Origin of the sequence: Mycolicibacter longobardus (genome assembly GCF_002102265.1) — a bacterium.
Classification (GTDB): Bacteria; Actinomycetota; Actinomycetes; order Mycobacteriales; family Mycobacteriaceae; genus Mycobacterium; species Mycobacterium longobardum.
Window position 1 is genome coordinate 157,798 of record NZ_LQPG01000017.1, and the last position, 18,559, is coordinate 176,356.

At 68.2% G+C, this 18,559-nt stretch carries 21 protein-coding genes; 16 read left to right on the forward strand and 5 right to left on the reverse strand.

What is annotated here, in order from left to right:
- Window positions 1-96: 96 nt before the first annotated feature.
- The 5 genes from AWC16_RS09305 to AWC16_RS09325 all read left to right on the forward strand — a co-directional run bounded on the left by AWC16_RS09305 (window position 97) and on the right by AWC16_RS09325 (window position 5,507).
- On the forward strand, window positions 97-1,188 hold the full coding sequence (locus tag AWC16_RS09305) for a histidine phosphatase family protein (protein ID WP_085264455.1): 1,092 nt from the start codon (window positions 97-99) through the stop codon (window positions 1,186-1,188).
- Window positions 1,189-1,351: 163 nt separating this feature from the next.
- Entirely contained in the window at window positions 1,352-2,401 is a 1,050-nt protein-coding gene (locus AWC16_RS09310) for a histidine phosphatase family protein (protein WP_234812187.1), read from the forward strand.
- Window positions 2,402-2,424: 23 nt separating this feature from the next.
- Entirely contained in the window at window positions 2,425-3,402 is a 978-nt protein-coding gene (locus tag AWC16_RS09315) for a class I SAM-dependent methyltransferase (protein ID WP_085264457.1), read from the forward strand.
- Window positions 3,402-4,718 carry a THUMP-like domain-containing protein gene (locus AWC16_RS09320; protein ID WP_234812197.1) on the forward strand — a complete coding sequence of 439 codons (1,317 nt, stop codon included), beginning with the start codon at window positions 3,402-3,404 and terminating at the stop codon, window positions 4,716-4,718. Before AWC16_RS09315 ends, AWC16_RS09320 begins: the two co-directional genes overlap by 1 nt.
- 87 nt (window positions 4,719-4,805) lie before the next feature.
- The gene (locus AWC16_RS09325) at window positions 4,806-5,507 is read left to right on the forward strand and encodes an esterase (protein ID WP_085264458.1); all 702 of its coding nucleotides are present in this window, start codon (window positions 4,806-4,808) and stop codon (window positions 5,505-5,507) included.
- A gap of 21 nt (window positions 5,508-5,528) precedes the next feature.
- On the opposite strand, the gene AWC16_RS09330 is transcribed toward AWC16_RS09325, so the two are convergent.
- On the reverse strand, window positions 5,529-6,827 hold the full coding sequence (locus tag AWC16_RS09330) for an outer membrane protein assembly factor BamB family protein (RefSeq protein ID WP_409370654.1): 1,299 nt from the start codon (window positions 6,825-6,827) through the stop codon (window positions 5,529-5,531).
- A gap of 91 nt (window positions 6,828-6,918) precedes the next feature.
- Here AWC16_RS09330 and AWC16_RS09335 point away from each other — a divergent pair, with 91 nt between their 5' ends.
- From AWC16_RS09335 to AWC16_RS09345, 3 genes are read left to right on the forward strand one after another with little or no spacing between them, the layout of a single operon-like run.
- Window positions 6,919-7,659, forward strand: coding sequence for an acyltransferase (locus AWC16_RS09335; protein ID WP_085264460.1), 741 nt, complete (start codon window positions 6,919-6,921; stop codon window positions 7,657-7,659).
- 50 nt (window positions 7,660-7,709) lie between these two features.
- Complete coding sequence (locus tag AWC16_RS09340; RefSeq protein WP_085264461.1) at window positions 7,710-7,949, forward strand: type II toxin-antitoxin system ParD family antitoxin; 240 nt, start codon at window positions 7,710-7,712, stop codon at window positions 7,947-7,949.
- Entirely contained in the window at window positions 7,946-8,275 is a 330-nt protein-coding gene (locus AWC16_RS09345; RefSeq protein ID WP_085264462.1) for a type II toxin-antitoxin system RelE/ParE family toxin, read from the forward strand. Before AWC16_RS09340 ends, AWC16_RS09345 begins: the two co-directional genes overlap by 4 nt.
- On the opposite strand, the gene AWC16_RS09350 is transcribed toward AWC16_RS09345, so the two are convergent.
- A complete protein-coding gene (locus AWC16_RS09350) occupies window positions 8,272-9,255 on the reverse strand; it encodes an LLM class flavin-dependent oxidoreductase (protein ID WP_085264463.1) in 984 nt (327 codons plus the stop codon). The two genes, AWC16_RS09345 and AWC16_RS09350, sit on opposite strands and share 4 nt — an antisense overlap.
- Before the next feature lie 93 nt (window positions 9,256-9,348).
- On the opposite strand from AWC16_RS09350, the gene AWC16_RS09355 reads away from it, so the two are divergent.
- Together AWC16_RS09355 and AWC16_RS09360 are read left to right on the forward strand one after the other, a co-directional pair.
- The gene (locus tag AWC16_RS09355) at window positions 9,349-10,818 is read left to right on the forward strand and encodes an aldehyde dehydrogenase (RefSeq protein WP_085264464.1); all 1,470 of its coding nucleotides are present in this window, start codon (window positions 9,349-9,351) and stop codon (window positions 10,816-10,818) included.
- Entirely contained in the window at window positions 10,818-11,759 is a 942-nt protein-coding gene (locus AWC16_RS09360; RefSeq protein WP_085264465.1) for an alpha/beta hydrolase, read from the forward strand. The genes AWC16_RS09355 and AWC16_RS09360 overlap by 1 nt, the downstream gene beginning before the upstream one ends.
- On the opposite strand, the gene AWC16_RS09365 is transcribed toward AWC16_RS09360, so the two are convergent.
- Window positions 11,722-12,378 (reverse strand): winged helix-turn-helix transcriptional regulator, encoded by a 657-nt coding sequence (locus tag AWC16_RS09365; RefSeq protein ID WP_085264566.1) that lies wholly within the window; start codon window positions 12,376-12,378, stop codon window positions 11,722-11,724. The genes AWC16_RS09360 and AWC16_RS09365 overlap by 38 nt on opposite strands.
- Before the next feature lie 61 nt (window positions 12,379-12,439).
- On the opposite strand from AWC16_RS09365, the gene AWC16_RS09370 reads away from it, so the two are divergent.
- Window positions 12,440-13,318, forward strand: a complete 879-nt coding sequence (locus AWC16_RS09370; RefSeq protein WP_085264565.1) for an alpha/beta fold hydrolase — start codon at window positions 12,440-12,442, stop codon at window positions 13,316-13,318.
- A complete protein-coding gene (locus AWC16_RS09375) occupies window positions 13,318-13,638 on the forward strand; it encodes a TfoX/Sxy family protein (RefSeq protein ID WP_085264466.1) in 321 nt (106 codons plus the stop codon). The genes AWC16_RS09370 and AWC16_RS09375 overlap by 1 nt, the downstream gene beginning before the upstream one ends.
- A gap of 12 nt (window positions 13,639-13,650) precedes the next feature.
- On the opposite strand, the gene AWC16_RS09380 is transcribed toward AWC16_RS09375, so the two are convergent.
- Window positions 13,651-14,223: a TetR/AcrR family transcriptional regulator gene (locus AWC16_RS09380; protein WP_085264567.1), complete on the reverse strand. Its 573-nt coding sequence runs from the start codon at window positions 14,221-14,223 to the stop codon at window positions 13,651-13,653.
- A 51-nt stretch (window positions 14,224-14,274) separates the two neighbouring features.
- Here AWC16_RS09380 and AWC16_RS09385 point away from each other — a divergent pair, with 51 nt between their 5' ends.
- From AWC16_RS09385 to AWC16_RS09400, 4 genes are all read left to right on the forward strand, one after another.
- Entirely contained in the window at window positions 14,275-14,862 is a 588-nt protein-coding gene (locus AWC16_RS09385) for a TetR/AcrR family transcriptional regulator (protein ID WP_085264467.1), read from the forward strand.
- Between the two features lie 75 nt (window positions 14,863-14,937).
- Complete coding sequence (locus tag AWC16_RS09390) at window positions 14,938-16,704, forward strand: flavin-containing monooxygenase (RefSeq protein WP_234812188.1); 1,767 nt, start codon at window positions 14,938-14,940, stop codon at window positions 16,702-16,704.
- Window positions 16,705-16,773: 69 nt separating this feature from the next.
- On the forward strand, window positions 16,774-17,022 hold the full coding sequence (locus AWC16_RS09395; RefSeq protein WP_085264469.1) for a type II toxin-antitoxin system Phd/YefM family antitoxin: 249 nt from the start codon (window positions 16,774-16,776) through the stop codon (window positions 17,020-17,022).
- Between the two features lie 6 nt (window positions 17,023-17,028).
- The gene (locus tag AWC16_RS09400) at window positions 17,029-17,424 is read left to right on the forward strand and encodes a type II toxin-antitoxin system VapC family toxin (RefSeq protein ID WP_085264470.1); all 396 of its coding nucleotides are present in this window, start codon (window positions 17,029-17,031) and stop codon (window positions 17,422-17,424) included.
- Here the strand turns inward: AWC16_RS09400 and AWC16_RS09405 are convergent, their stop codons facing one another.
- Window positions 17,425-18,558, reverse strand: coding sequence for an NDMA-dependent alcohol dehydrogenase (locus tag AWC16_RS09405; RefSeq protein WP_085264471.1), 1,134 nt, complete (start codon window positions 18,556-18,558; stop codon window positions 17,425-17,427).
- Window position 18,559: the final 1 nt, after the last annotated feature.

An 18,559-nucleotide genomic window follows, 5' to 3' on the forward strand; every position in this document is an offset into this window, starting at 1 on the left:
TTGACATTAGGAAAAACATCAGCTTAATCTGAGCCAGCCATTTGCGCTACGCGCCGTAGCGTAACTGAACTTAGGGATTCGTTGAAGGAGAAGGTCATGCACCACACCCGCCCGTGGATCACCGCCGGAGTCGCCCTCGTCGGCGCCGGAGTCGTCGCCGCCACCCCGGTGACCCCGACCGTAGGAGTCCTGACCGCCGTCAGTTTCCCCAGCATCCAGCTGACCGCCGCCGACATGGTGCTCAACCTGGTACGGCACGGCGAGTCGCAGGACAACGTCGACCACATCCTGGGCACCGTTCCGCCCGGTGCACCGCTGACCGACGAGGGTGTGGCGCAGGCGGAGTATCTGGCCGACCCCGACAACCCACAACACCTCGCCAACCCGGACTTCTACGACGGAGTCTTCGCCTCGGCATTCCTGCGCGCCCAGTCCACCGCCGAGGAATGGCTCGCCGCGGCCGGCGCACCGGACACCGCGGTGGGGATCCTGCCCGGACTCAACGAACTCAGCGCCGGTTTCCTCGAAGGCCAGGAGCAGGACACGCTCACCGGCCTGCTCTACCTGATGGCGCCACTGGCGTGGATGTTCGGCCAGTACTGGGTGCCACAGCTCGGCTCCACCGTCGACATCAACGGGATGGCCTTCAACGACCGCTTCAGCGACGCCGTCGAAGCCATCTACAACCACGGCGGCGGCGCCGACGCCGATGACACCATGTACAACGTGGCGTTCTCCCACGGTGCGTCGATCACCACCTGGGCGATGATGAACGTCAAGAACCCCGACTTCGGGCTGTACTTCCAGGGCCTCACCCAGGGGCTGCTGCCCAACACCGGCCAGGTCGTCGTCGAAGGCAACCCGACTGACGGCTGGACGCTGGTCAGCTGGAACGGAACCGAGGTCGCGGAGAACCCGGGGCTGCTCACCGGACTGTTCGTGGACTTCCGCGACCTGATCGTCGCGCCGCAGATGGCCGGCTGGCAGGTCATGCAAGCCCTCCAGGGCGGGGACCCGGCCGAGATCATGGCCGCGCTGCAGACCGGCTTCAACGACGTGCTCGCCGCGTTCGCCGCGTTCCCGCAGGCAGTGATCGACACCATCACCGGATCACTGGGCGACGCCGCCGGCAGCGCCGAGGCGACCGGCGACGTGATCGGTGACCTGGTGGCTGCCCTGGCAGGCTGAGCCACAGCAAGTGCATAGCCGGGCGCGGCCGCCCCTCACCGCGCCCGGCTATGCCGTATCTGCAACACCCATGGCCGCCGACCGGGTCGGGTATTGCTCAGCTCGCCGCCTCCTGCATACGATGTGACATCGCTCACAATGCATTCTGTCTGGGGGGATGGACATGCGACTAGTCAGCCATTCGTGGTTCACCGCCGGCGTCACGCTGGTCGTCACCGGGGTCATCACCGCTACGCCGGTGACGGCGCCCGCATCGGCCGCCGCGCACATTTTCGACATCCGCCTCGCCGCCGAGGACATCACGCTGGACCTCGTGCGGCACGGCCAATCAACCGACGATCTCAACGGCATTCTCGGCACGCTGCCACCCGGTGACGGGCTCACCGAACTGGGCCATCAGCAGTCGGCAGAGGTCGCCCAGGCCATTCAGGAGCAGTTCCCGGACGGCATCGCCGGGGTCTACGCCTCGGAGCTCATCCGGACCCAGGAGACCGCAGCGCCGCTGGCCCAGGCGCTGGGGATGGACGTGCAGATCTTGCCGGGGCTCAACGAGATCCCCGCGGGAATCTTCGAAGGCCAACCCCGGGATCTGCTCACCCAGATCGGCTATTTCCTGCCGATGGCCTCGTGGGTCCTCGGCAATCTCTTCGTGCAGGCACCCGGCTCCATCAACGGGGTGCAGTTCCAGGAGCAGGTCAACAACGCCGTCGACACGATCTACAACAACACCATCGCCGGCGACGGACCACTGACCAGTGTGGCGTATTCCAGCGGTGGGCCGATCGCCATCTGGGCGCTGATGAACGTGGAGAACCCGCCCATTTTTCTGCTTTTGCAGCAGCTGCTCGAAACACTCGGTCCGCCTCCCAACGTGAACCAGGCCGTGCTCGAGGGCAATCCCATCGACGGCTGGACGATGGTCAGCTGGGGCGGGACGCCCGTTCCGCAGACCCCGGACCTGTTCACCGGCTTGTTCGTCGACTACCGCGACCTGGTCACAGTGCCGCAGATCGCCCTGTGGAACATCTGGGAGGCCATTCAGGGCGGGGATTCCGCCGACATCACTGCCGCGCTGCAGACCGGCTTCAACGACGTGCTGACCGCCTTCGTCAACTTCCCCCAGGCCGTGATCGACACCATCATCGGCGCGCTGGGCGACAGCGCCGGCTCGGCCGGGGACTCGGTTCTGGACGGCTTGATGGGAGCGATCTGAGCTGGCCGCTACGCTGACTCACTATGACGAGCACGGACCCGACGCCGAACCCGCACGCCACCGCCGAACAGGTGGAGGCCGCCCGGCACGACAGCAAGCTCGCCCAGGTGCTCTACCACGACTGGGAGGCCGAGCAGTACGACGAGAAGTGGTCGATCTCCTACGACGAACGCTGTATCGACTACGCCCGGGGCCGCTTCGACGTGATCGTGCCCGCTTCCGAACGGCAGAGCACGGACGGGCCCCTTTATGACCGTGCGCTGGAGCTGGGCTGCGGCACCGGGTTCTTCCTGCTCAACCTGATGCAGTCCGGGGTGGCGCGACGCGGCTCGGTCACCGACCTCTCGCCGGGCATGGTCAAGGTCGCCACCCGCAACGGTCAGGCCCTGGGCCTGGACGTCGACGGCCGGGTCGCCGACGCCGAGGGCATCCCGTATGAGGACAACACCTTCGACCTGGTGGTCGGTCACGCGGTGCTGCACCACATTCCCGACGTCGAACTGTCGCTGCGCGAGGTGCTGCGGGTACTCAAGCCCGGCGGACGGTTCGTGTTCGCCGGCGAACCCACCACGGTCGGCAACTTCTACGCCCGCCGGCTGGCCGACCTGACCTGGAAGACCACGGTCGCCGCGATGAAGCTGCCCGGAATGGGCTCCTGGCGCCGGCCGCAGGAAGAGCTCGATGAGAACTCGCGGGCCGCGGCGCTGGAATGGATCGTCGATCTGCACACCTTCGAGCCCAGTGACCTCGAGCGCATGGCCACCAACGCCGGTGCGGTCGAGGTGCGCACCGCCAGTGAAGAGTTCACCGCCGCCATGCTGGGCTGGCCGGTCCGCACCTTCGAGTCGACGGTCCCGCCGGGCAAGCTCGGCTGGGGCTGGGCGCGGTTCGCGTTCCGCAGCTGGACCGCCCTGAGCTGGGTGGACGCCAACGTGCTGAGCCGTGTGGTGCCCAAGGGCTGGTTCTACAACGTGATGGTCACCGGCGTTAAACCGTCCTGATCAGCGGCTACCGTTTCACTGCCGGCGACGTCGGCTATCTGAGCTCGGCCGCCGGTACCGCCGGCCTGGCCGAGGTGGCCGGTTTCGCGCTGACCGACGCCACCCGCATCGCCGATATCACCGCACTGCGCGGCCGCTTCGGTGATCGAACGGCGGCACTGGTCGAGACCGTTCTGCTGCGCCGGCGTGCGGCGGCCAAGCTGGCCGAACTGCCCGGGACCTCGCAGTGGCTGTTCACCGACGAGGCGCTGCAGCAGGCCAGCGCCGCACCGGTGGCGCGGCACCGGGCGCGCCGGATCGCAGCGGCCGCGCCGGACGCCGTAGTGCATGACGTGACCTGCTCGGTCGGCACCGAGCTGGCGGTGCTGTCCGAGGTGACCGATCGGGTGCTGGGCAGCGACCTGGACCCGGTGCGGTTGGCGATGGCGCGCCACAACCTCGGCTGTTCAGCGAGGCTCGACGGAGGAGAGGCGAAGCTGGGACCGCCGCATGGACTCGGCGGTTCAGCGAGGCTCGACGGAGGAGAGGCGAAGCTGGGACCGCCGCATGGACTCGGCGGGGTGACCGTGGTGCGGGCCGACGCGCTGGCGCCGGTCAGTCGTGACACGGTGGTGCTGGCCGACCCGGGCCGGCGCGGCGGGGGGCGGCGACGCTTCGACCCGGCCGACTACCAGCCCGCGCTGGACCGGCTGTTGGACGTCTACGCAGGCCGCGACATCGTCGTAAAGGCCGCCCCCGGAATCGATTTCGAGAAGGTTGGCGAGCTGGGTTTTCAGGGCGAGATCGAGGTCACCTCGTGGCGCGCCTCGGTGCGGGAAGCCTGCCTGTGGTCACCCGGTCTGGCCGAGTCCGGGGTGCGCCGCCGGGCCACGATCCTGGACCGTGACGAGCAGATCACCGACGCCGACCCGGATGACTGCGACGTACGTCCGGCCGGCCGCTGGATCGTCGATCCCGACGGTGCGGTGGTGCGGGCCGGCCTGGTCCGCCAGTACGGCACCCGGCACGGCCTGTGGCAGCTCGATCCCGACATCGCCTACCTGTCCGGCGACGAACTGCCGGACGGGGTACGCGGATTCGAGGTGCTCGAGTCGCTGGCCTACAGCGAGAAACGCCTTCGTCAGGCACTCGCGGCACACGACTGCGGCGCCCTGGAAATCCTGGTCCGCGGTGTCCGCGATGTGCAGGCCGACCCCGATGGTCTGCGCCGCCGGCTGCGGCTGCGCGGGGGAGCGGCGCTGTCGGTCGTGATCACCCGGATCGGGACCGGGGGTGCGGCGCGGGCGATTGCGTTCGTCTGCCATCCGTCCCGGTAGGCGGCCCGGTAGGCTGTCGGCCAAGGCTGTTCCCGGGGCCATTCCTGCTTGCTGCGGCAAGGCGAGACAAAGCGAGACGAACCGACAATGCGCATTCTGGTTGCCGCCCTGCTGGCGGGTGGGGCAGTGGGCAGCTGGCTGGGTGTGGCCGGTCTGTCCCCGGCGCTTGCGGCCTCGCCCTGTGCCGAACTGGGCGGGACGATGGAGTCCGGGCTGTGTCACGTCCACTCCTCGACCGCCAACTACACCCTGGACATGAAGTTCCCGGTCGACTACCCCGACCAGCAGACACTGACCGACTACCTGGTGCAGAACCGCGACGGATTCTTGACCGTGGCCAAGTCGCCCGGCGGGTCGCGGGGCACCCCCTACGAAATGGATGCCACCTTCGAGCAGCACCGTTCCGGACAGGCGCCCAAGGGAACCCAGAGCGTGGTGCTCAAGATCTTCCAGGACCTCGGTGGCCCGCAGCCCTCTACCTGGTACCAGTCCTTCAACTACGATCTGGCGACCCGCAAGCCGATCACCTTCGAGACCCTGTTCGCGCCGAACAGCAAGCCGCTGGAGGCGATCTTCCCGGTGGTGCAGCGCGACTTGGAGCGCCAGACCGGAGTACCGGCGATCCTGATCTCATCGGGTTCGGGAATGGACCCGATGCACTACCAGAACTTCGCCATCACCAACGACGAGGTGATCTTCTACTTCGCGCCCGGCGAGTTGCTGCCGATGAGCGCCGGCGCCACTTCGGTGAAGGTGCCGCGCACCGCGATCCCGCAACTGGCCGTCTGAGCAAGCTCGGGCGGGCGGCCATCAGGCCGGGGCGAAGCTGAACACCTGCCCGGCGCTGGTGGCGACCACCACCCGCCGGTCGTGGCCCACCGAGACCCCGACCGGGAACCCGCGTGATTCGGGCAGCGGATAGCTGTTGACGGTGTGGCCGTCGGCCGGGTCGAACACCAGCAGCGACAAACCGGCCGGGCCGACGCTGGTACCGGCGACAACGGTGTAGCCGACCTTGCCGGCCAGACTCGACGACGACAGGGGAGCGACGTCCTCGCGGCGCCACACCTGCTCGGCGTAGTCACCGCGGTCGGTGAACGCGACCAGTTCGGTGTCCGGACCGCCGCCGGAGACGATCAACCCGTCGGGGGTCAACGCCGGCGGCGTGTGGGCCAGGAACTTCAGCGGCACCGACCATTTCGCCTTCCCATCGGTGGCGTCGATCGCCCACAGCCGTTGGTCGCGTCCGTTGACGTAGACGGTGGCGCCGTCGGCGGACAGCACCGGGCTGGCCAGCACCCCGGCCGAGACCGCGTCGCTGGTCCACTCGTGGGTGAGCAACGGGGTGCCACCCGGGTGGTACTTGAGGCCGACCAGTCCGGCCTCCTTGGCGCCCGGCTCCCACAGGCTCACCACCACGGTGTTGCTCGCCGGTGAGAACGCGGGTGCGGCGGCCACCGGGCAGTCCGGCCGGGCAGTGGCGCAGTCGGACAATCCGCGCCGGTAGTCGGTCGGGTCGACGCCGTCCACCAGGTCCAGCGGGGTGCCCACGACGGTGCCGCGGTGCGAGTCGAAAACCAGCACCTGGCCCAAATGCGTCACCACCAGCAGCAGGCCGTCACCGATGATCCGCGGCGTCGACGGCATCCCGATCACCGGTGCGCGCCAACGGATCCACTGGGTGGGCGGAAACGACAGCATGGCACCCGGTTGGCCGACGTAGACGTTGTCGAAGCCGTCCATGAGCGCCCCGAAGAACCCGCCGCCCTGATGCAGCCGGGTGCACCAGCGCTGCCGTCCGCGGTCGGCGTTCTCCCACTCCATCAAGGAGCAGCCGGCCTCGGTCTGGGCGTTGAGCACCATCCAGCCGTGAATGCCCAGCGCGGGGCCGGCCCCCAGCTCGCCCTTGACCGAGCGGATCCAGTCCAGCTGCAGGTCGGTCGCGCCCGCGGTGGCGGTGTGGCTGCTGTTGGCGGCGTCGGCGTATTGGGCGGGCCAGCCCGGCGCGGGGGCGGCGTCCACCCACGAATCGGTGTTGGCGCAGGCGCTCAGCAACCCCGCGGCCACCACCACCGCGAGTCCGGCCAGGGCACCACGTCGCCGCAACACAGTGGCAATCCCCAATCCTCGGCCGGGTGTGTGAACGAGTCCAGGTGAGGGTAGCGCGTGGCGGGAATCCGCTCGCGTAGGCTTTCCGGCCATGACGACCATGTGGGGTGCTCCGATCCACAAACGCTGGCGGGGTTCGCGACTGCGTGATCCGCGCCAGGCCCGCTTCCTCACGCTGGCCTCACTGCGCTGGGTGCTGGCCAATCGGGCCTACACGCCGTGGTATCTGGTGCGCTACTGGCGGCTGCTGAAGTTCAAGCTGGCCAACCCGCACATCATCACCCGCGGCATGGTCTTCCTGGGCAAGGGCGTGGAGATCCAGGCCACCCCGGAGATGTCGTACATGGAGATCGGCCGCTGGGTGCACATCGGCGACAAGAACACCATCCGGGCGCACGAGGGGTCGCTGCGATTCGGGGACAAGGTGGTGCTGGGTCGTGACAACGTCATCAACACCTACCTCGACATCGAGCTCGGGGATTCGGTGCTGATGGCCGACTGGTGCTACGTCTGCGACTTCGACCACAAGATGGACGACATCAACGTGCCGATCAAGGACCAGGGCATCATCAAGAGCCCGGTGCGGATCGGGCCGGACACCTGGATCGCGGCCAAGGTCACCATCCTGCGCGACACCAGCATCGGCCGCGGCTGCGTACTGGGCGCCCACGCGGTGGTCAAAGGCGTCATCCCGGACTACTCGATCGCGGTGGGCGCGCCGGCCAAGGTGGTCAAGAACCGCAAACTGGCCTGGGAGACCTCAGCCGCCGAGCGGGCCGAGCTGGCCGCCGCACTGGCCGACATCGAGCGCAAGAAGGCCGCGCAGCACTGACGCCGAGCAGTTCTTTGACAAATTTTGGCATTGCTCATTAGCCTTGCTCAATGGGCACCATGAACATCTCGCTACCTGATTCGCTGAAGGAGTTCGTGGAGCGGCAGGTTGCCCAATGCGGTTATGGCACCAGTAGTGAGTACGTCCGCGAGTTGATCCGTAAGGATCAAGACCGCGCGGCGCTGCGAAGCCTGATCCTTGAGGGTGCCGCGTCCGCGCCGACTGAACCCGCTGACGACGCCTACTTCGATCGGCTGCGTACCCGCATCCGCCAACAGCGCACCGGATGACGATCAAGCCGGTTATCCCGCGTGAGCGAGCCGTCCATGATGTCGAGCAGGCAGTCGACCACTACCTCAACGAGGGCGCGGCGCAAGCCGCGTCAGGGCTGGTCGATTCCCTGCAGGCGGCATATCGCCTGATCGGACGGCACCCTGGTATCGGTTCTCCTCGCTACGGCTACGAACTCGATATTCCGGGCTTGCGCGGAAAGACACTGGAACACTTCCCGTTTACTGTCCTGTACCTCGAGCGCCGTGACCACGTCGATGTTCTGCGCGTCCTGCATCAGCGTCGTGACATTCCGGAAGCGCTGCGCGATCTCGATCTGGATTAGCTGACTCTCCGCACCGCCGGCAGCACCTGCTCGACCAGCAGCCGCAGGCTCGCCCAGCCCTCCTCCAGCGGCAGCCCGCCGATCAGCGGGTGCAGGGTCACTCCGGTCCGGCCGGCGCGGCACTGCGCGACGAGCTCGTCGGGGGTGAGCACCTCCACCTTGGCGGCCGTGCGCAGCTCGGCGACCGTGGCGGCCGGACTCTCGTTGGGGCGCGGCACCTCCGGCACCGCCCAGGAGCTGTACTCGGTGGTCTCGTGCAGAAAATGGTCACCGCACCGGGCCCAGGCCGCCTCCGGGTCGGTGGTCAGATGTGTGACGGTGTTGCCGTTCTCGGGGCAGAACACAAACCCCTGGTTGCCGGTGCGGGCCAGCTCTTCCCGGTACACCGCTTCGATCTCGGGCATCGGCATCGGCGGCGAGAACGGCAATCCGAACCGGGCCGCCCGGCGGGCCGCCGCGGCGCTCATCCCGCCGATGAAGAACACCGGATGCGGCTTGGAATACGGCTTGGGCGTGACGTCGACCAGCCGGCCGTGGTACTCGAACGCCTCCTCACCCCACGATTTGAGCAGCACGTCGAGGCATTCGTCCATCAACCGTCCCCGCCGCCGGAAATCCTTACCGACAGCGTGGTATTCCTCTGGGCGGTAACCGATTCCGGCGACGAAGCTCACTCGCCCGCCGGACAGGTGATCGAGGACCGCGATGTCCTCGGCGAGGCGCACCGGGTCGTAGAGCGGCACCAGCAACGCATTGATACTGATGCGGATATCGGTGGTGCATCCCGCGACGGCGGCGGCCATCAGCAGCGGCGCCGGCAACCATCCGGTGGCCGCGAGATGATGTTCTTCGCACCCGACTGCGGTGACTCCGTGGGCGTCGGCGTAGGACGCCATCTCCAGCGCCGCCCGGTAGCGGTCGGCATTTCCGGCGCCGGGGACGTTGGTCATGTTCAGGCGCAGGGCGCTCAGTAGTGGCATGGGACTGACCGGTCACCTCCTCGGCGTCACCGTAGCGCATAAAAATGATCAATCGATTGATTACGCCGCTGCCTCGCCGTTAGCCTGGGGACCGTGACCGGCCAGCCGACCCAGCTGCTGATCGACGGCGCGCTGGTCCCCGGTGGTGCGGGCGCCTTTCCCACCATCAACCCGGCCACTGAAGAGCCGATCGGAGAGGCCGCCGACGCCGACGCGGCCGACCTCGACCGCGCCATCGCGGCGGCCCGCACGGCGTTCGACTCCTCGGACTGGTGCCGCGACACCGAGTTGCGGGTGCACTGCCTGCGCCAACTGCGCGACGCACTCAACGACGAGATCGAGACGCTACGTGAGATCACCATCGCCGAGGTCGGGGCGCCGCGGTCGCTGACCTACCGCGGCCAGCTCCAGACCCCGGTGGACGATCTGGAGTTCCCGGCGGCCACCGCGGATAACTACCCGTGGCGGGTGGATCTGGGCGTGGCCGCCCCCATGGGCATAACCACCGCACGCACCATCGTGCGGGAGCCGCTCGGCGTGGTCGGCGCGATCACGCCGTGGAACTTCCCGCATCAGGTCACCCTCGCCAAGCTCGGCCCGGCACTGGCGGCGGGCAACACCGTCGTGCTCAAACCGGCGCCCGACACCCCTTGGTGCGCAGCCGAAGTCGGCCGGATCATCGCCGAGAAGACCGACTTTCCGGCCGGGGTGGTCAACATCGTCACCGCATCCGATCACCGGATCGGCGCCCGGCTCGCCGAGGACGCCCGGGTTGATGCGGTGTCCTTCACCGGCTCGACCGTGACCGGTCGCTCGGTGATGACCGCCGCCGCGCAGACCATCAAGAAGGTCTTCCTCGAACTCGGCGGCAAATCGGCGTTCATCGTGCTCGACGACGCCGACCTGGACGCCGCGTGTACCGCTGCCGCATCGACGGTGTCGATGCACGCCGGGCAGGGCTGCGCGCTGACCACCCGCCTGCTGGTGCCGCGCGAACGCCACCGCGAGGCTCTCGACGCGGTGGCCACCGCGATGTCGCGGGTCCCGGTGGGCGACCCCAGTGATCCGAAAACCCTATGTGGGCCGTTGATTTCAGCACGCCAGCGCGATCGCGTGCAGTCCTATCTGGAGCTGGCGATCGCCGAAGGCGGAACGTTTCACTGCGGAGGCGGCCGGCCCGCCGGCCTGGACCGGGGCTTCTTCATCGAGCCCACGGTGATCGCCGGGCTGACCAACGACGCCCGGGTGGCCCGCGAGGAGATCTTCGGTCCGGTGCTGGTGGTGCTGGCCCACGACGGCGCGGCCGACGCGGCGCGGATCGCCAACGACTCGCCGTATGGGCTGTCCGCCACCGTGTTCGGCAGCGATGACCGTGCCGCTCGCGTCGCCTCCCGGCTGCGGGTAGGGACCGTCAATGTCAACGGCGGCATGTGGTACTCCGCCGACGTACCGTTCGGGGGCTACAAGCAGTCCGGAGTCGGCCGGGAGATGGGCCTGGCGGGTTTCGAGGAATATCTGGAGACCAAGGTGGTGGCCACCGCGGTCCGGGAGAGGGAGCGTTGATGGCCGGACCGCCCGACCCCCAGGTGCTGGCGGCGTTGCTGGCGCTGCGCGACGACGACGCGCCGCCCCCGCCGGCGGTCGGCGACGTCGCCACCCGCCGGAGCAACGCGGGGCACATGTTCAAGCGGGTGCTGGCGTCCCGGCCACCCGTCCCCGGCGTTGAGACGACAGAGTTCTCGCTGAATCACGACGGCAGCACGATCGGCTTGCGCTGGTACCGGCGGGCGGGCACGGACCAGCCCGGCAGTGCGGTGCTGTATCTACACGGCGGCGGAATGATCTTCGACTGGGCGCACCTCGGTGCGTTGTACGACGCGGCGGTGCGCGGCTACGTCGCCGCGTCGGGGGTGCCGATGCTGGTCGTGGATTACCGGGTCGCCCCGGAATTCCCGCATCCCATTCCGCTGCAGGACTGCTACGCCGCACTGCGCTGGCTCCGCGAACACGCCGACGAGCTCGGCGTCGACGCGTCCCGGCTGGCGGTGATGGGCGACAGCGCCGGCGGGGGACTGGCGGCCGGGGTGGGTCTGCTGGCCCGGGACCGAGGCGGGCCGGGGATCGCGGCGCAGCTGTTGATCTACCCGATGCTCGACGACCGAACCTGTGCTGACGGCGCGGTTCCCCCGTTGCTCACCTGGAGCTACGACGACAACGCCACCGGCTGGGGAGCGCTGCTGGGCGGCGGTGCCCCCGACGGCTACGCCGCGCCGGCCCGAGCCGACGACCTGACCGGCCTGCCGCCGACCTACATCGACGTCGGCGGGTTGGACATCTTCGCCGAAGAGGACGTCGCCTTTGCGCACCGGCTGCTCGCCGCGGCAGTCCCCGTGGAGCTGCACGTGTACCCCGGCTGCCCGCATGCGTTCGACCTGCTGGCACCGGATGCCGATGTGTCGCAACGGGTTATCGCCCACCGGGTGAGGTATCTGACGTCGTTGTAGCGCTGAAGAAGGTGCGCAGCGCGGATTCGTCACCGTCGACCTCGACCAGCGCAGCGACGTCGTCAAGCGCCAACACACCCGCCGCGAGACCGAGGACAATCGGCGCCTCGGTATGCAGCACGGCGTCCAGGTCGCGCCCATCGGGCATCTCGACGTCGATGCCGGACTCGGTGGCCCGCAGCTGAACCATGCCGCCGTCCACCGCGACCCCCACCGCCACCGACCGATCCGCCGGCACCCGACCGGCGAACAGGGCCGGAAGCGCCAGCCGCAGCCAGTCGGCGCGGAATTCGTCGCCCTGCGGCCCGCGGATCATCAGCGGCGTCGACCAGCGGACCAGCGCGTAGATGGGCTCACGCAGTTGCGCGCCCCATTCGGTGAGCGCGTAGGTCACCGCGTTGCCGTCCTCGGACAATTGCCGCTGCACCACCCCCGCGGTTTCGAGATCGCGGAGCCGGTCGGTCAGTAGGTTCGTCGCGATCCCGGACAGCCCGTCGCGCAGCTCGCGATAGCGGGCGGGCGCCAGCAGGAGCTGGCGGACGATCAACAGGTTCCACCGGTCACCCACCACATCCAGGGCCCGGGCAAGTCCGCAGTACTGACCGTAGTCTCGACTCATCACCATCTACTTGCTAATTTAAAGTTCAGTTGATTATATCAAGTGAACTGGGGAGGTGGACATGACGGTCACGGAAAGACCCGCGTGGGTCGACGACAAGCTGTTCCCGTTCGAGAGCCGGTTCGTCGGCATCGACGGGAACCGCGTCCACTACGTGGATGAGGGATCCGGGCCGGTGCTGCTGTTCCTGCACGGCAACCCGACCTGGTCGTTCGAGTATCGCAAGGTCATCGAGGCGTTGCGGCCGGACTTTCGGTGCATCGCCGTGGACTATCCCGGGTTCGGGCTGTCCTCGGCGGCGCCGGGATACCGGTACCTGCCCGCCGAACACGCCCGGGTGGTGGGCGCGTTCGTCGAAGCGCTGGCGCTGCGCGGGGTCACGTTGGTGGCTCACGACTGGGGCGGCCCGATCGGACTGGCGACGGTGCAGCAGCACCCCGAGGTCTTTGACCGGCTGGTGCTGACCAACACGGCGGCATGGCCGGTCGACGCCCCGGCCGTGCAGGTCATGTCCCATGTGATGGGCGGCCCGCTCGGACGCCTGCTGATCCGGCAGTTCAACCTGTTTGTCAACGTCATGATCCCGCTCGGGCACCGCCTGACCAAGCTCACCGGCGAGGAGATGGCCCACTACCAGAAGGCCCTCGACAGCCCCGCGCGCCGCGAGGCGTCGGCGGTCTTTCCTCGCGAGATCACCGCCAGCCGCGCCTTTCTCGCCGGCATCGAGTCCGGGTTGCCCGACATCGCCGGGCTCCCCGCGCTGATCATCTGGGGTGATGCCGACTTCGCCTTCGGGGACAAGGAATTACGCCGGTGGGAGCAGACCCTGACCGATCACCAGACCGTCATCGTCAAAGGCGCCGGCCACTTCGTCGCATCCGAGGCTGCCGAGCGATTCGCGACGGCGATCCGCGACTGGCACGCATCCTCGGGGTCATAGTGGCCTACGACAAGCAGCTGGCGGCCCGGGTGCGGGAGATGTTCGCCGACGGCCCGCCCGTGCTCGAAAAGGCGATGTTCGGCGGGCTGGCGTTCCTGGTCGCCGGCAAGATCGCGGTCGCCGCTATGGCCGACGGGTTGTTGGTCCGAGTCGGCGTCGCGCGGGCCGAACAGGTTCTGAAGACGACCGCCGCCCAGCCCATGGAGATGGGCGGGCGGACCATGCGCGGCTGGGTCCATGTCGACGGCCGGCACCTGCGTTCCCGACGTCAGCTCGGCGAATGGATCGACATCGGAATCGATGCCGCGGCAAGCGCTTAGCACAACCTGCTCCTAGAACAGCGTGCCGCGGATCAGATCCTCGGCCGAGCGCAGGGTGGCGCGGTAGGCCGCCGGCGACAGCTGCGCCGCCTGCTCGGTCAACCCCCGGGTCAGCGCGTAGACGGCGTCCGCGGCACCGTCGGTGTCGATGCCGGTCGCCAGCGCCCCGCTGCGCTGCGCCTCCCCGACGATCTCGCCGATGACATCGCGCAACGGCGTCACCTCGCCCGTCGCGCGCTCGAACGCGGCGAGATGGGGATGGTCCTGCCGCAAGCGATCCGCTTCATCGAGCACGGCGGCGAGCCGATCCGCCACGCTGCCAGCGCGCTGTGCTGCGGCATGCAACCGGGGCAGCGCGATCTCCCGGGCGGCGGCCACGGTCGCGGCCAGCAGCTCGGCCTTGTTCGGAAAGTAGTGATACAGGCTTGCGCTGGTCATGTCGGCAGCGGTGGCGATCTCGCGGATCGTGGCACCCGAACAACCGACCTCGGCGACACGCCGGATCGCCGCGGTGATGATCCGCTGGCGGGTCTCTTCGCTGCTGGTCCCAGCCGGCCGACCCCGCGGCGACGACGTGACGGGCATGATCGCTGAATTATGCCGGGCGTCGTTGCCTGCCGCTGGGAGGATGTGCACATGTCGACACCGCAGCTGGGTCGCCCGGTCGGCGCCGTCGGGGAGGAGACCCGCCGGCGGATCGTCACCGCCACCATCCGGTGCGTGGCCGAACTGGGCTACTCGCGGACCACCATCCGCGAGATCGCTCGCACGGCAGGTGTCACCAGCGCCAACCTCTACAACTACTTTCCGAACAAGGCCGAGCTGGTGGCGGCGGCGATCGCCGCGCGGGCCGAGATCGCGCTGCCGCGACTGCGCCGCGCTGCCGAGCGGCCCGGCACGGTGGTCGACCGGATCGAGGCCGTGCTGGACGAGTCCGGCAACCTCATGCGGGAGCATCCCGACCTCGCCACCTTCGAGTGGGCGATCCGCGCCCAGAACGCCGTCACCGTGTACCCGGGGGAGGCCGGCAACGTCGGGCTCGAGGCACTGCGCGACATCATCACCGGGATCGTCGACGACGCCGGCCCGCGATCTGCCGTCGAGGTGACCTACGCGCTGGTCTACGGCCTGACAGAGCTGGCGGCGACCGGTTCGCCGGAGGCCTATCACGCGGCGCTGGCCGCCGCGAAGCGGCTGATCCGGGGAACCTTGTTCGACCATTGATATAATCAATTGATTGATTATATGCTGGCCGGTGTTGCTGGACCGATTCTGCGGCGATCCGGAGGTGCCTCGATCGTGACGGACGGCCAGGATCTGCAGGGCACGCCCTTCGATCCGAATGCCCTGCGGGACAAGTACGCCCAAGAACGCCGGCGGCGGTTGCGCAATGACGGCATCGCCCAGTACGTGGAGGTGGCGGGCCGCTTCTCCCGGTTCGCCGAAGACCCCTGGGCCGACCCGGGGTTCACCCGGGAGCCGCTGACCGACGACGTCGACGTCGCGATCGTGGGAGCCGGATTCGGTGGACTGCTCACCGGAGCCCGGCTGCGTGAGCTCGGCGTGCAGAGCATCCGGCTGATCGACAAGGCGGCCGATGTCGGGGGCACCTGGTATTGGAATCGCTACCCGGGGATCGCCTGCGACGTGGAGTCCTACGTCTACATGCCGTTGCTGGAGGAACTCGGCTACGTCCCCACGGAGAAATACGCCAAGGGCCCGGAGATCTTCGCGCACTGCCAACGCATCGCCCGCCACTACGACCTGTACCGGGACGCCTGCCTGCAGACCGAGGTCCGCGAAATCCGTTGGGATCCCGACATATCACGCTGGGTGATCACCACCGATCACGGCGACGCGATCCGGGCCCGATTCGTGTCGATGGCCAACGGCTACCTGCAGAAGCCGAAGCTGCCCGGCATCCCGGGGATCGACGAATTCGCCGGCCGGACCTTCCACACCAGCCGCTGGGACTACGACTACACCGGCACGGGTCTGGAGCGCCTGGCCGACAAGCGGGTCGGGATCATCGGGACCGGCGCCACCGCGATCCAGTGCGTGCCGCGGCTGGCCGAGAAAGCGCAGCACCTGTACGTCTTTCAGCGCACGCCGTCGACGGTGGATGTGCGGGGCAACCGGGCGACCGACCCGCAGTGGGCGGCGGAGCTGCAGCCCGGCTGGCAACAGCGCCGCATGGAGAACTTCCAGATTCTGACCGCGGGCGGCCAGGCCGACGAGGACCTCGTCGACGACGCCTGGACCAGCCTCACCAAGACAATGCCGATCGTCGATGAGGGTGGCCCGAACGCCGCCGAGATGGCCGACTTCGCCAAGATGGAGGAGATCCGCGGCCGGGTCGACGCGATCGTCACCGATGCCGCGACGGCTGAGGCGCTCAAGCCGTGGTACGGGTACTACTGCAAACGGCCCTGCTTCCACGACGAGTACCTGCAGGCCTTCAACCGCGACAATGTCACCCTGGTCGACACCCGCGGCCGTGGAGTCGAAAAGATCACCCGCGACGGCGCGGTGGTCGAGGGAGTCGAATACCCGCTGGACTGCCTGGTTTTCGCCACCGGCTTCGAGGTGGGCACCGACTACTGCCGGCGCACCGGATTCGAAGTCATCGGCCGCGACGGGGTGACGCTGACCGACAAGTGGGCCGACGGGGTGCGCACCTTCCACGGCCTGCACACCCATGGCTTCCCCAACTGCTTCATCGAGAGCATCGCCCAGTCCGGGTTCACGGTGAACTTTCCCTACCTGATCGACACCCAGGCTCGGCATGTGGCCTGGGTGATCGCCCGGGCACTGCAGCAGAGGATCATCGCGCTGGAGGCCACCGCCGAGGCGGAGCAGGAGTGGGTCGACGCCGTGGTCCAGCGTTCCGGCGTGATCGCCGGCCGGCGCGAGACGTGTACTCCCGGCTACTACAACCGCGAGGGCCAGGCCAACGCGCGGTTGCGGCAGGACAGTTTCTTCTTCGGCAGCCCAACCGAATACGCCGACATCCTGAGCGACTGGCGGACCTCCGGGACGCTGCGGGGATTCGACGTCACCGGGTAGCTATCGGGAAGGCGCGAGGGACATAGTGCTGCGTAGCATACTGTAGCAATATTGGCTACACTTGGCGGTATGGCGAGGACGATCGCTCAGCGCGAACTCCGCAATGACAATGCCAAGGTGATCGACGCGGTTGCCGCCGGGGAGACGTTTGTCGTGACGCGGAACGGTGAACCGGTAGCGGAACTTCGCCCGCTACGGGCAGTTCGACGTACGTTCATCCCGCGTAGTGAGGTCGCTGCGTTGGCCGTTGCCGGAGTGCGTATCGATCACCGCGAGTTCCGAGCCGACCTCGACCGGTCCATCGACCAGGAGCTCTAGAGCGTTATGACCTCCGGTCTTCTGGACACGTCGGTGGTGATCGATTGGCATGACCCGGCAGTGGTCGCGGCGTTGCCCGACGAGGTGGCGATTTCCGCCATCACTGCTGCGGAGTTGGCCGCCGGCCCACTGCTGGCAACGTCGGCGTTTGAGGCGGCAAAACGGCAGTCTCGTCTTCAGGAGGTCGAGTCGAAGTTGGAGCCGATCCCGTTCGACGAAGTCGCGGTTCGCAGTTACGGGCTGATTGTCGCCGCAATAGTGGGTACGGGCCGAAATCCCCGAAGCCGGTTTGCCGATCTATTGATTGCGGCCACGGCGCACGCGAATCGGCTGGATCTCTATACGCGAAACGCCGCGGATTTTTCCGGGCTTGAGAAGTTGATACGGGTTGTCGCGGTATAGCTAACGCCCGAAGTCGATGACGCCCCTGATCAGCCGGCCGGCGGCCAGGTCGTCGTAGGCCTCGTTGATGTCGTCGAGCCGGTAACGCCTGGTGATCATCTCGTCGAGCTGCAGGCGACCCGCCTCATAAAGCCCGGCCAGCAGCGGAATATCGGTCCGCGGGTTGCAGGAGCCGAAGACGGTGCCGCACAGGCCCTTGTTCATCAACATCAGATCCTGCGGATCGAGGCGAGTCCGGGTGCCCTGCACCGACATTCCGGTCAGCACGCAGGTCCCGGCCTTGCGGGTCAGCCGCAGCGCATCCTCCACATCGCCATCGGTGACCACCGACGGGGACACCACCACAGCGTCGGCCATCACCCCGCGCGTCAGGTCGCAGACCATGTCGAAAGCCTCGGCGGCGCTGGCGGCGGTGTGGGTGGCGCCGAACGCGCGTGCCGATTCCCGCTTGAACGCAACGGGATCCACCGCGACGATCCGGGCCGCGCCATTGATGCGGGCGCCCTGCACGGCGGCCGTGCCGATGCCCCCCACCCCGATGACCACGACGGTGTCTCCGCCGCGCACACCGGCGCGATACGCCGCCGAGCCGTATCCGGTGGGTACCGCGCAGGCCAGCAGGGCGGCCGGCAGCAGGGGCAGGTGCGGTTCGATTCTGACCAGCGAGGCGGCGGCGACGACGGTGTGTTCGGCGAACGCACCGATCTTGGACACGTGCGCAAGATCCCGGCCGTCGCCACCGTGATGGCGGAAGGTGCCGTCGGTGGGCATTCCGGGCAGCATGGTGCCCGCACCGGCGTCACAGATGTACTCCATACCCGAAGAGCACCAACGACATTGACCGCATACCGCGACGAACGATGTCACCACGTGATCGCCGGGGGACAGGCCGGTGACGCCGTCGCCGACCTCGACGACCACCCCGGATCCTTCGTGGCCGCCGATGGTCGGGGCCGCCGGCTCCCGCTGCGACGGCGGGACCAGGTGACCTTGCCGGATGTGCTCGTCGGAATGACACAAGCCCGCCGCGGCCATCTCAACCAGCACCTCGCCGGCGCGCGGCGGATCGAGCTCGAACTCCTCAACCGACCAGGGGCCGCCGTAGCTGCGCAGGATCGCCGCGCGGGACTTCATC

What these genes read in the sequence shown, in the direction of transcription:
- AWC16_RS09335 (WP_085264460.1), top strand. Translation starts at nt 6,919, where the DNA reads ATGACGACCATGTGGGGTGCTCCGATCCACAAACGCTGGCGGGGTTCG.
- AWC16_RS09305 (WP_085264455.1), top strand. Translation starts at nt 97, where the DNA reads ATGCACCACACCCGCCCGTGGATCACCGCCGGAGTCGCCCTCGTCGGC.
- AWC16_RS09380 (WP_085264567.1), bottom strand. Translation starts at nt 14,223, where the DNA reads ATGCCCGTCACGTCGTCGCCGCGGGGTCGGCCGGCTGGGACCAGCAGC.
- AWC16_RS09350 (WP_085264463.1), bottom strand. Translation starts at nt 9,255, where the DNA reads ATGCCACTACTGAGCGCCCTGCGCCTGAACATGACCAACGTCCCCGGC.
- AWC16_RS09310 (WP_234812187.1), top strand. Translation starts at nt 1,352, where the DNA reads ATGCGACTAGTCAGCCATTCGTGGTTCACCGCCGGCGTCACGCTGGTC.
- AWC16_RS09395 (WP_085264469.1), top strand. Translation starts at nt 16,774, where the DNA reads ATGGCGAGGACGATCGCTCAGCGCGAACTCCGCAATGACAATGCCAAG.
- AWC16_RS09365 (WP_085264566.1), bottom strand. Translation starts at nt 12,378, where the DNA reads ATGAGTCGAGACTACGGTCAGTACTGCGGACTTGCCCGGGCCCTGGAT.
- AWC16_RS09340 (WP_085264461.1), top strand. Translation starts at nt 7,710, where the DNA reads ATGGGCACCATGAACATCTCGCTACCTGATTCGCTGAAGGAGTTCGTG.
- AWC16_RS09400 (WP_085264470.1), top strand. Translation starts at nt 17,029, where the DNA reads ATGACCTCCGGTCTTCTGGACACGTCGGTGGTGATCGATTGGCATGAC.
- AWC16_RS09315 (WP_085264457.1), top strand. Translation starts at nt 2,425, where the DNA reads ATGACGAGCACGGACCCGACGCCGAACCCGCACGCCACCGCCGAACAG.
- AWC16_RS09360 (WP_085264465.1), top strand. Translation starts at nt 10,818, where the DNA reads ATGGCCGGACCGCCCGACCCCCAGGTGCTGGCGGCGTTGCTGGCGCTG.
- AWC16_RS09385 (WP_085264467.1), top strand. Translation starts at nt 14,275, where the DNA reads ATGTCGACACCGCAGCTGGGTCGCCCGGTCGGCGCCGTCGGGGAGGAG.
- AWC16_RS09325 (WP_085264458.1), top strand. Translation starts at nt 4,806, where the DNA reads ATGCGCATTCTGGTTGCCGCCCTGCTGGCGGGTGGGGCAGTGGGCAGC.
- AWC16_RS09370 (WP_085264565.1), top strand. Translation starts at nt 12,440, where the DNA reads ATGACGGTCACGGAAAGACCCGCGTGGGTCGACGACAAGCTGTTCCCG.
- AWC16_RS09405 (WP_085264471.1), bottom strand. Translation starts at nt 18,558, where the DNA reads ATGAAGTCCCGCGCGGCGATCCTGCGCAGCTACGGCGGCCCCTGGTCG.
- AWC16_RS09345 (WP_085264462.1), top strand. Translation starts at nt 7,946, where the DNA reads ATGACGATCAAGCCGGTTATCCCGCGTGAGCGAGCCGTCCATGATGTC.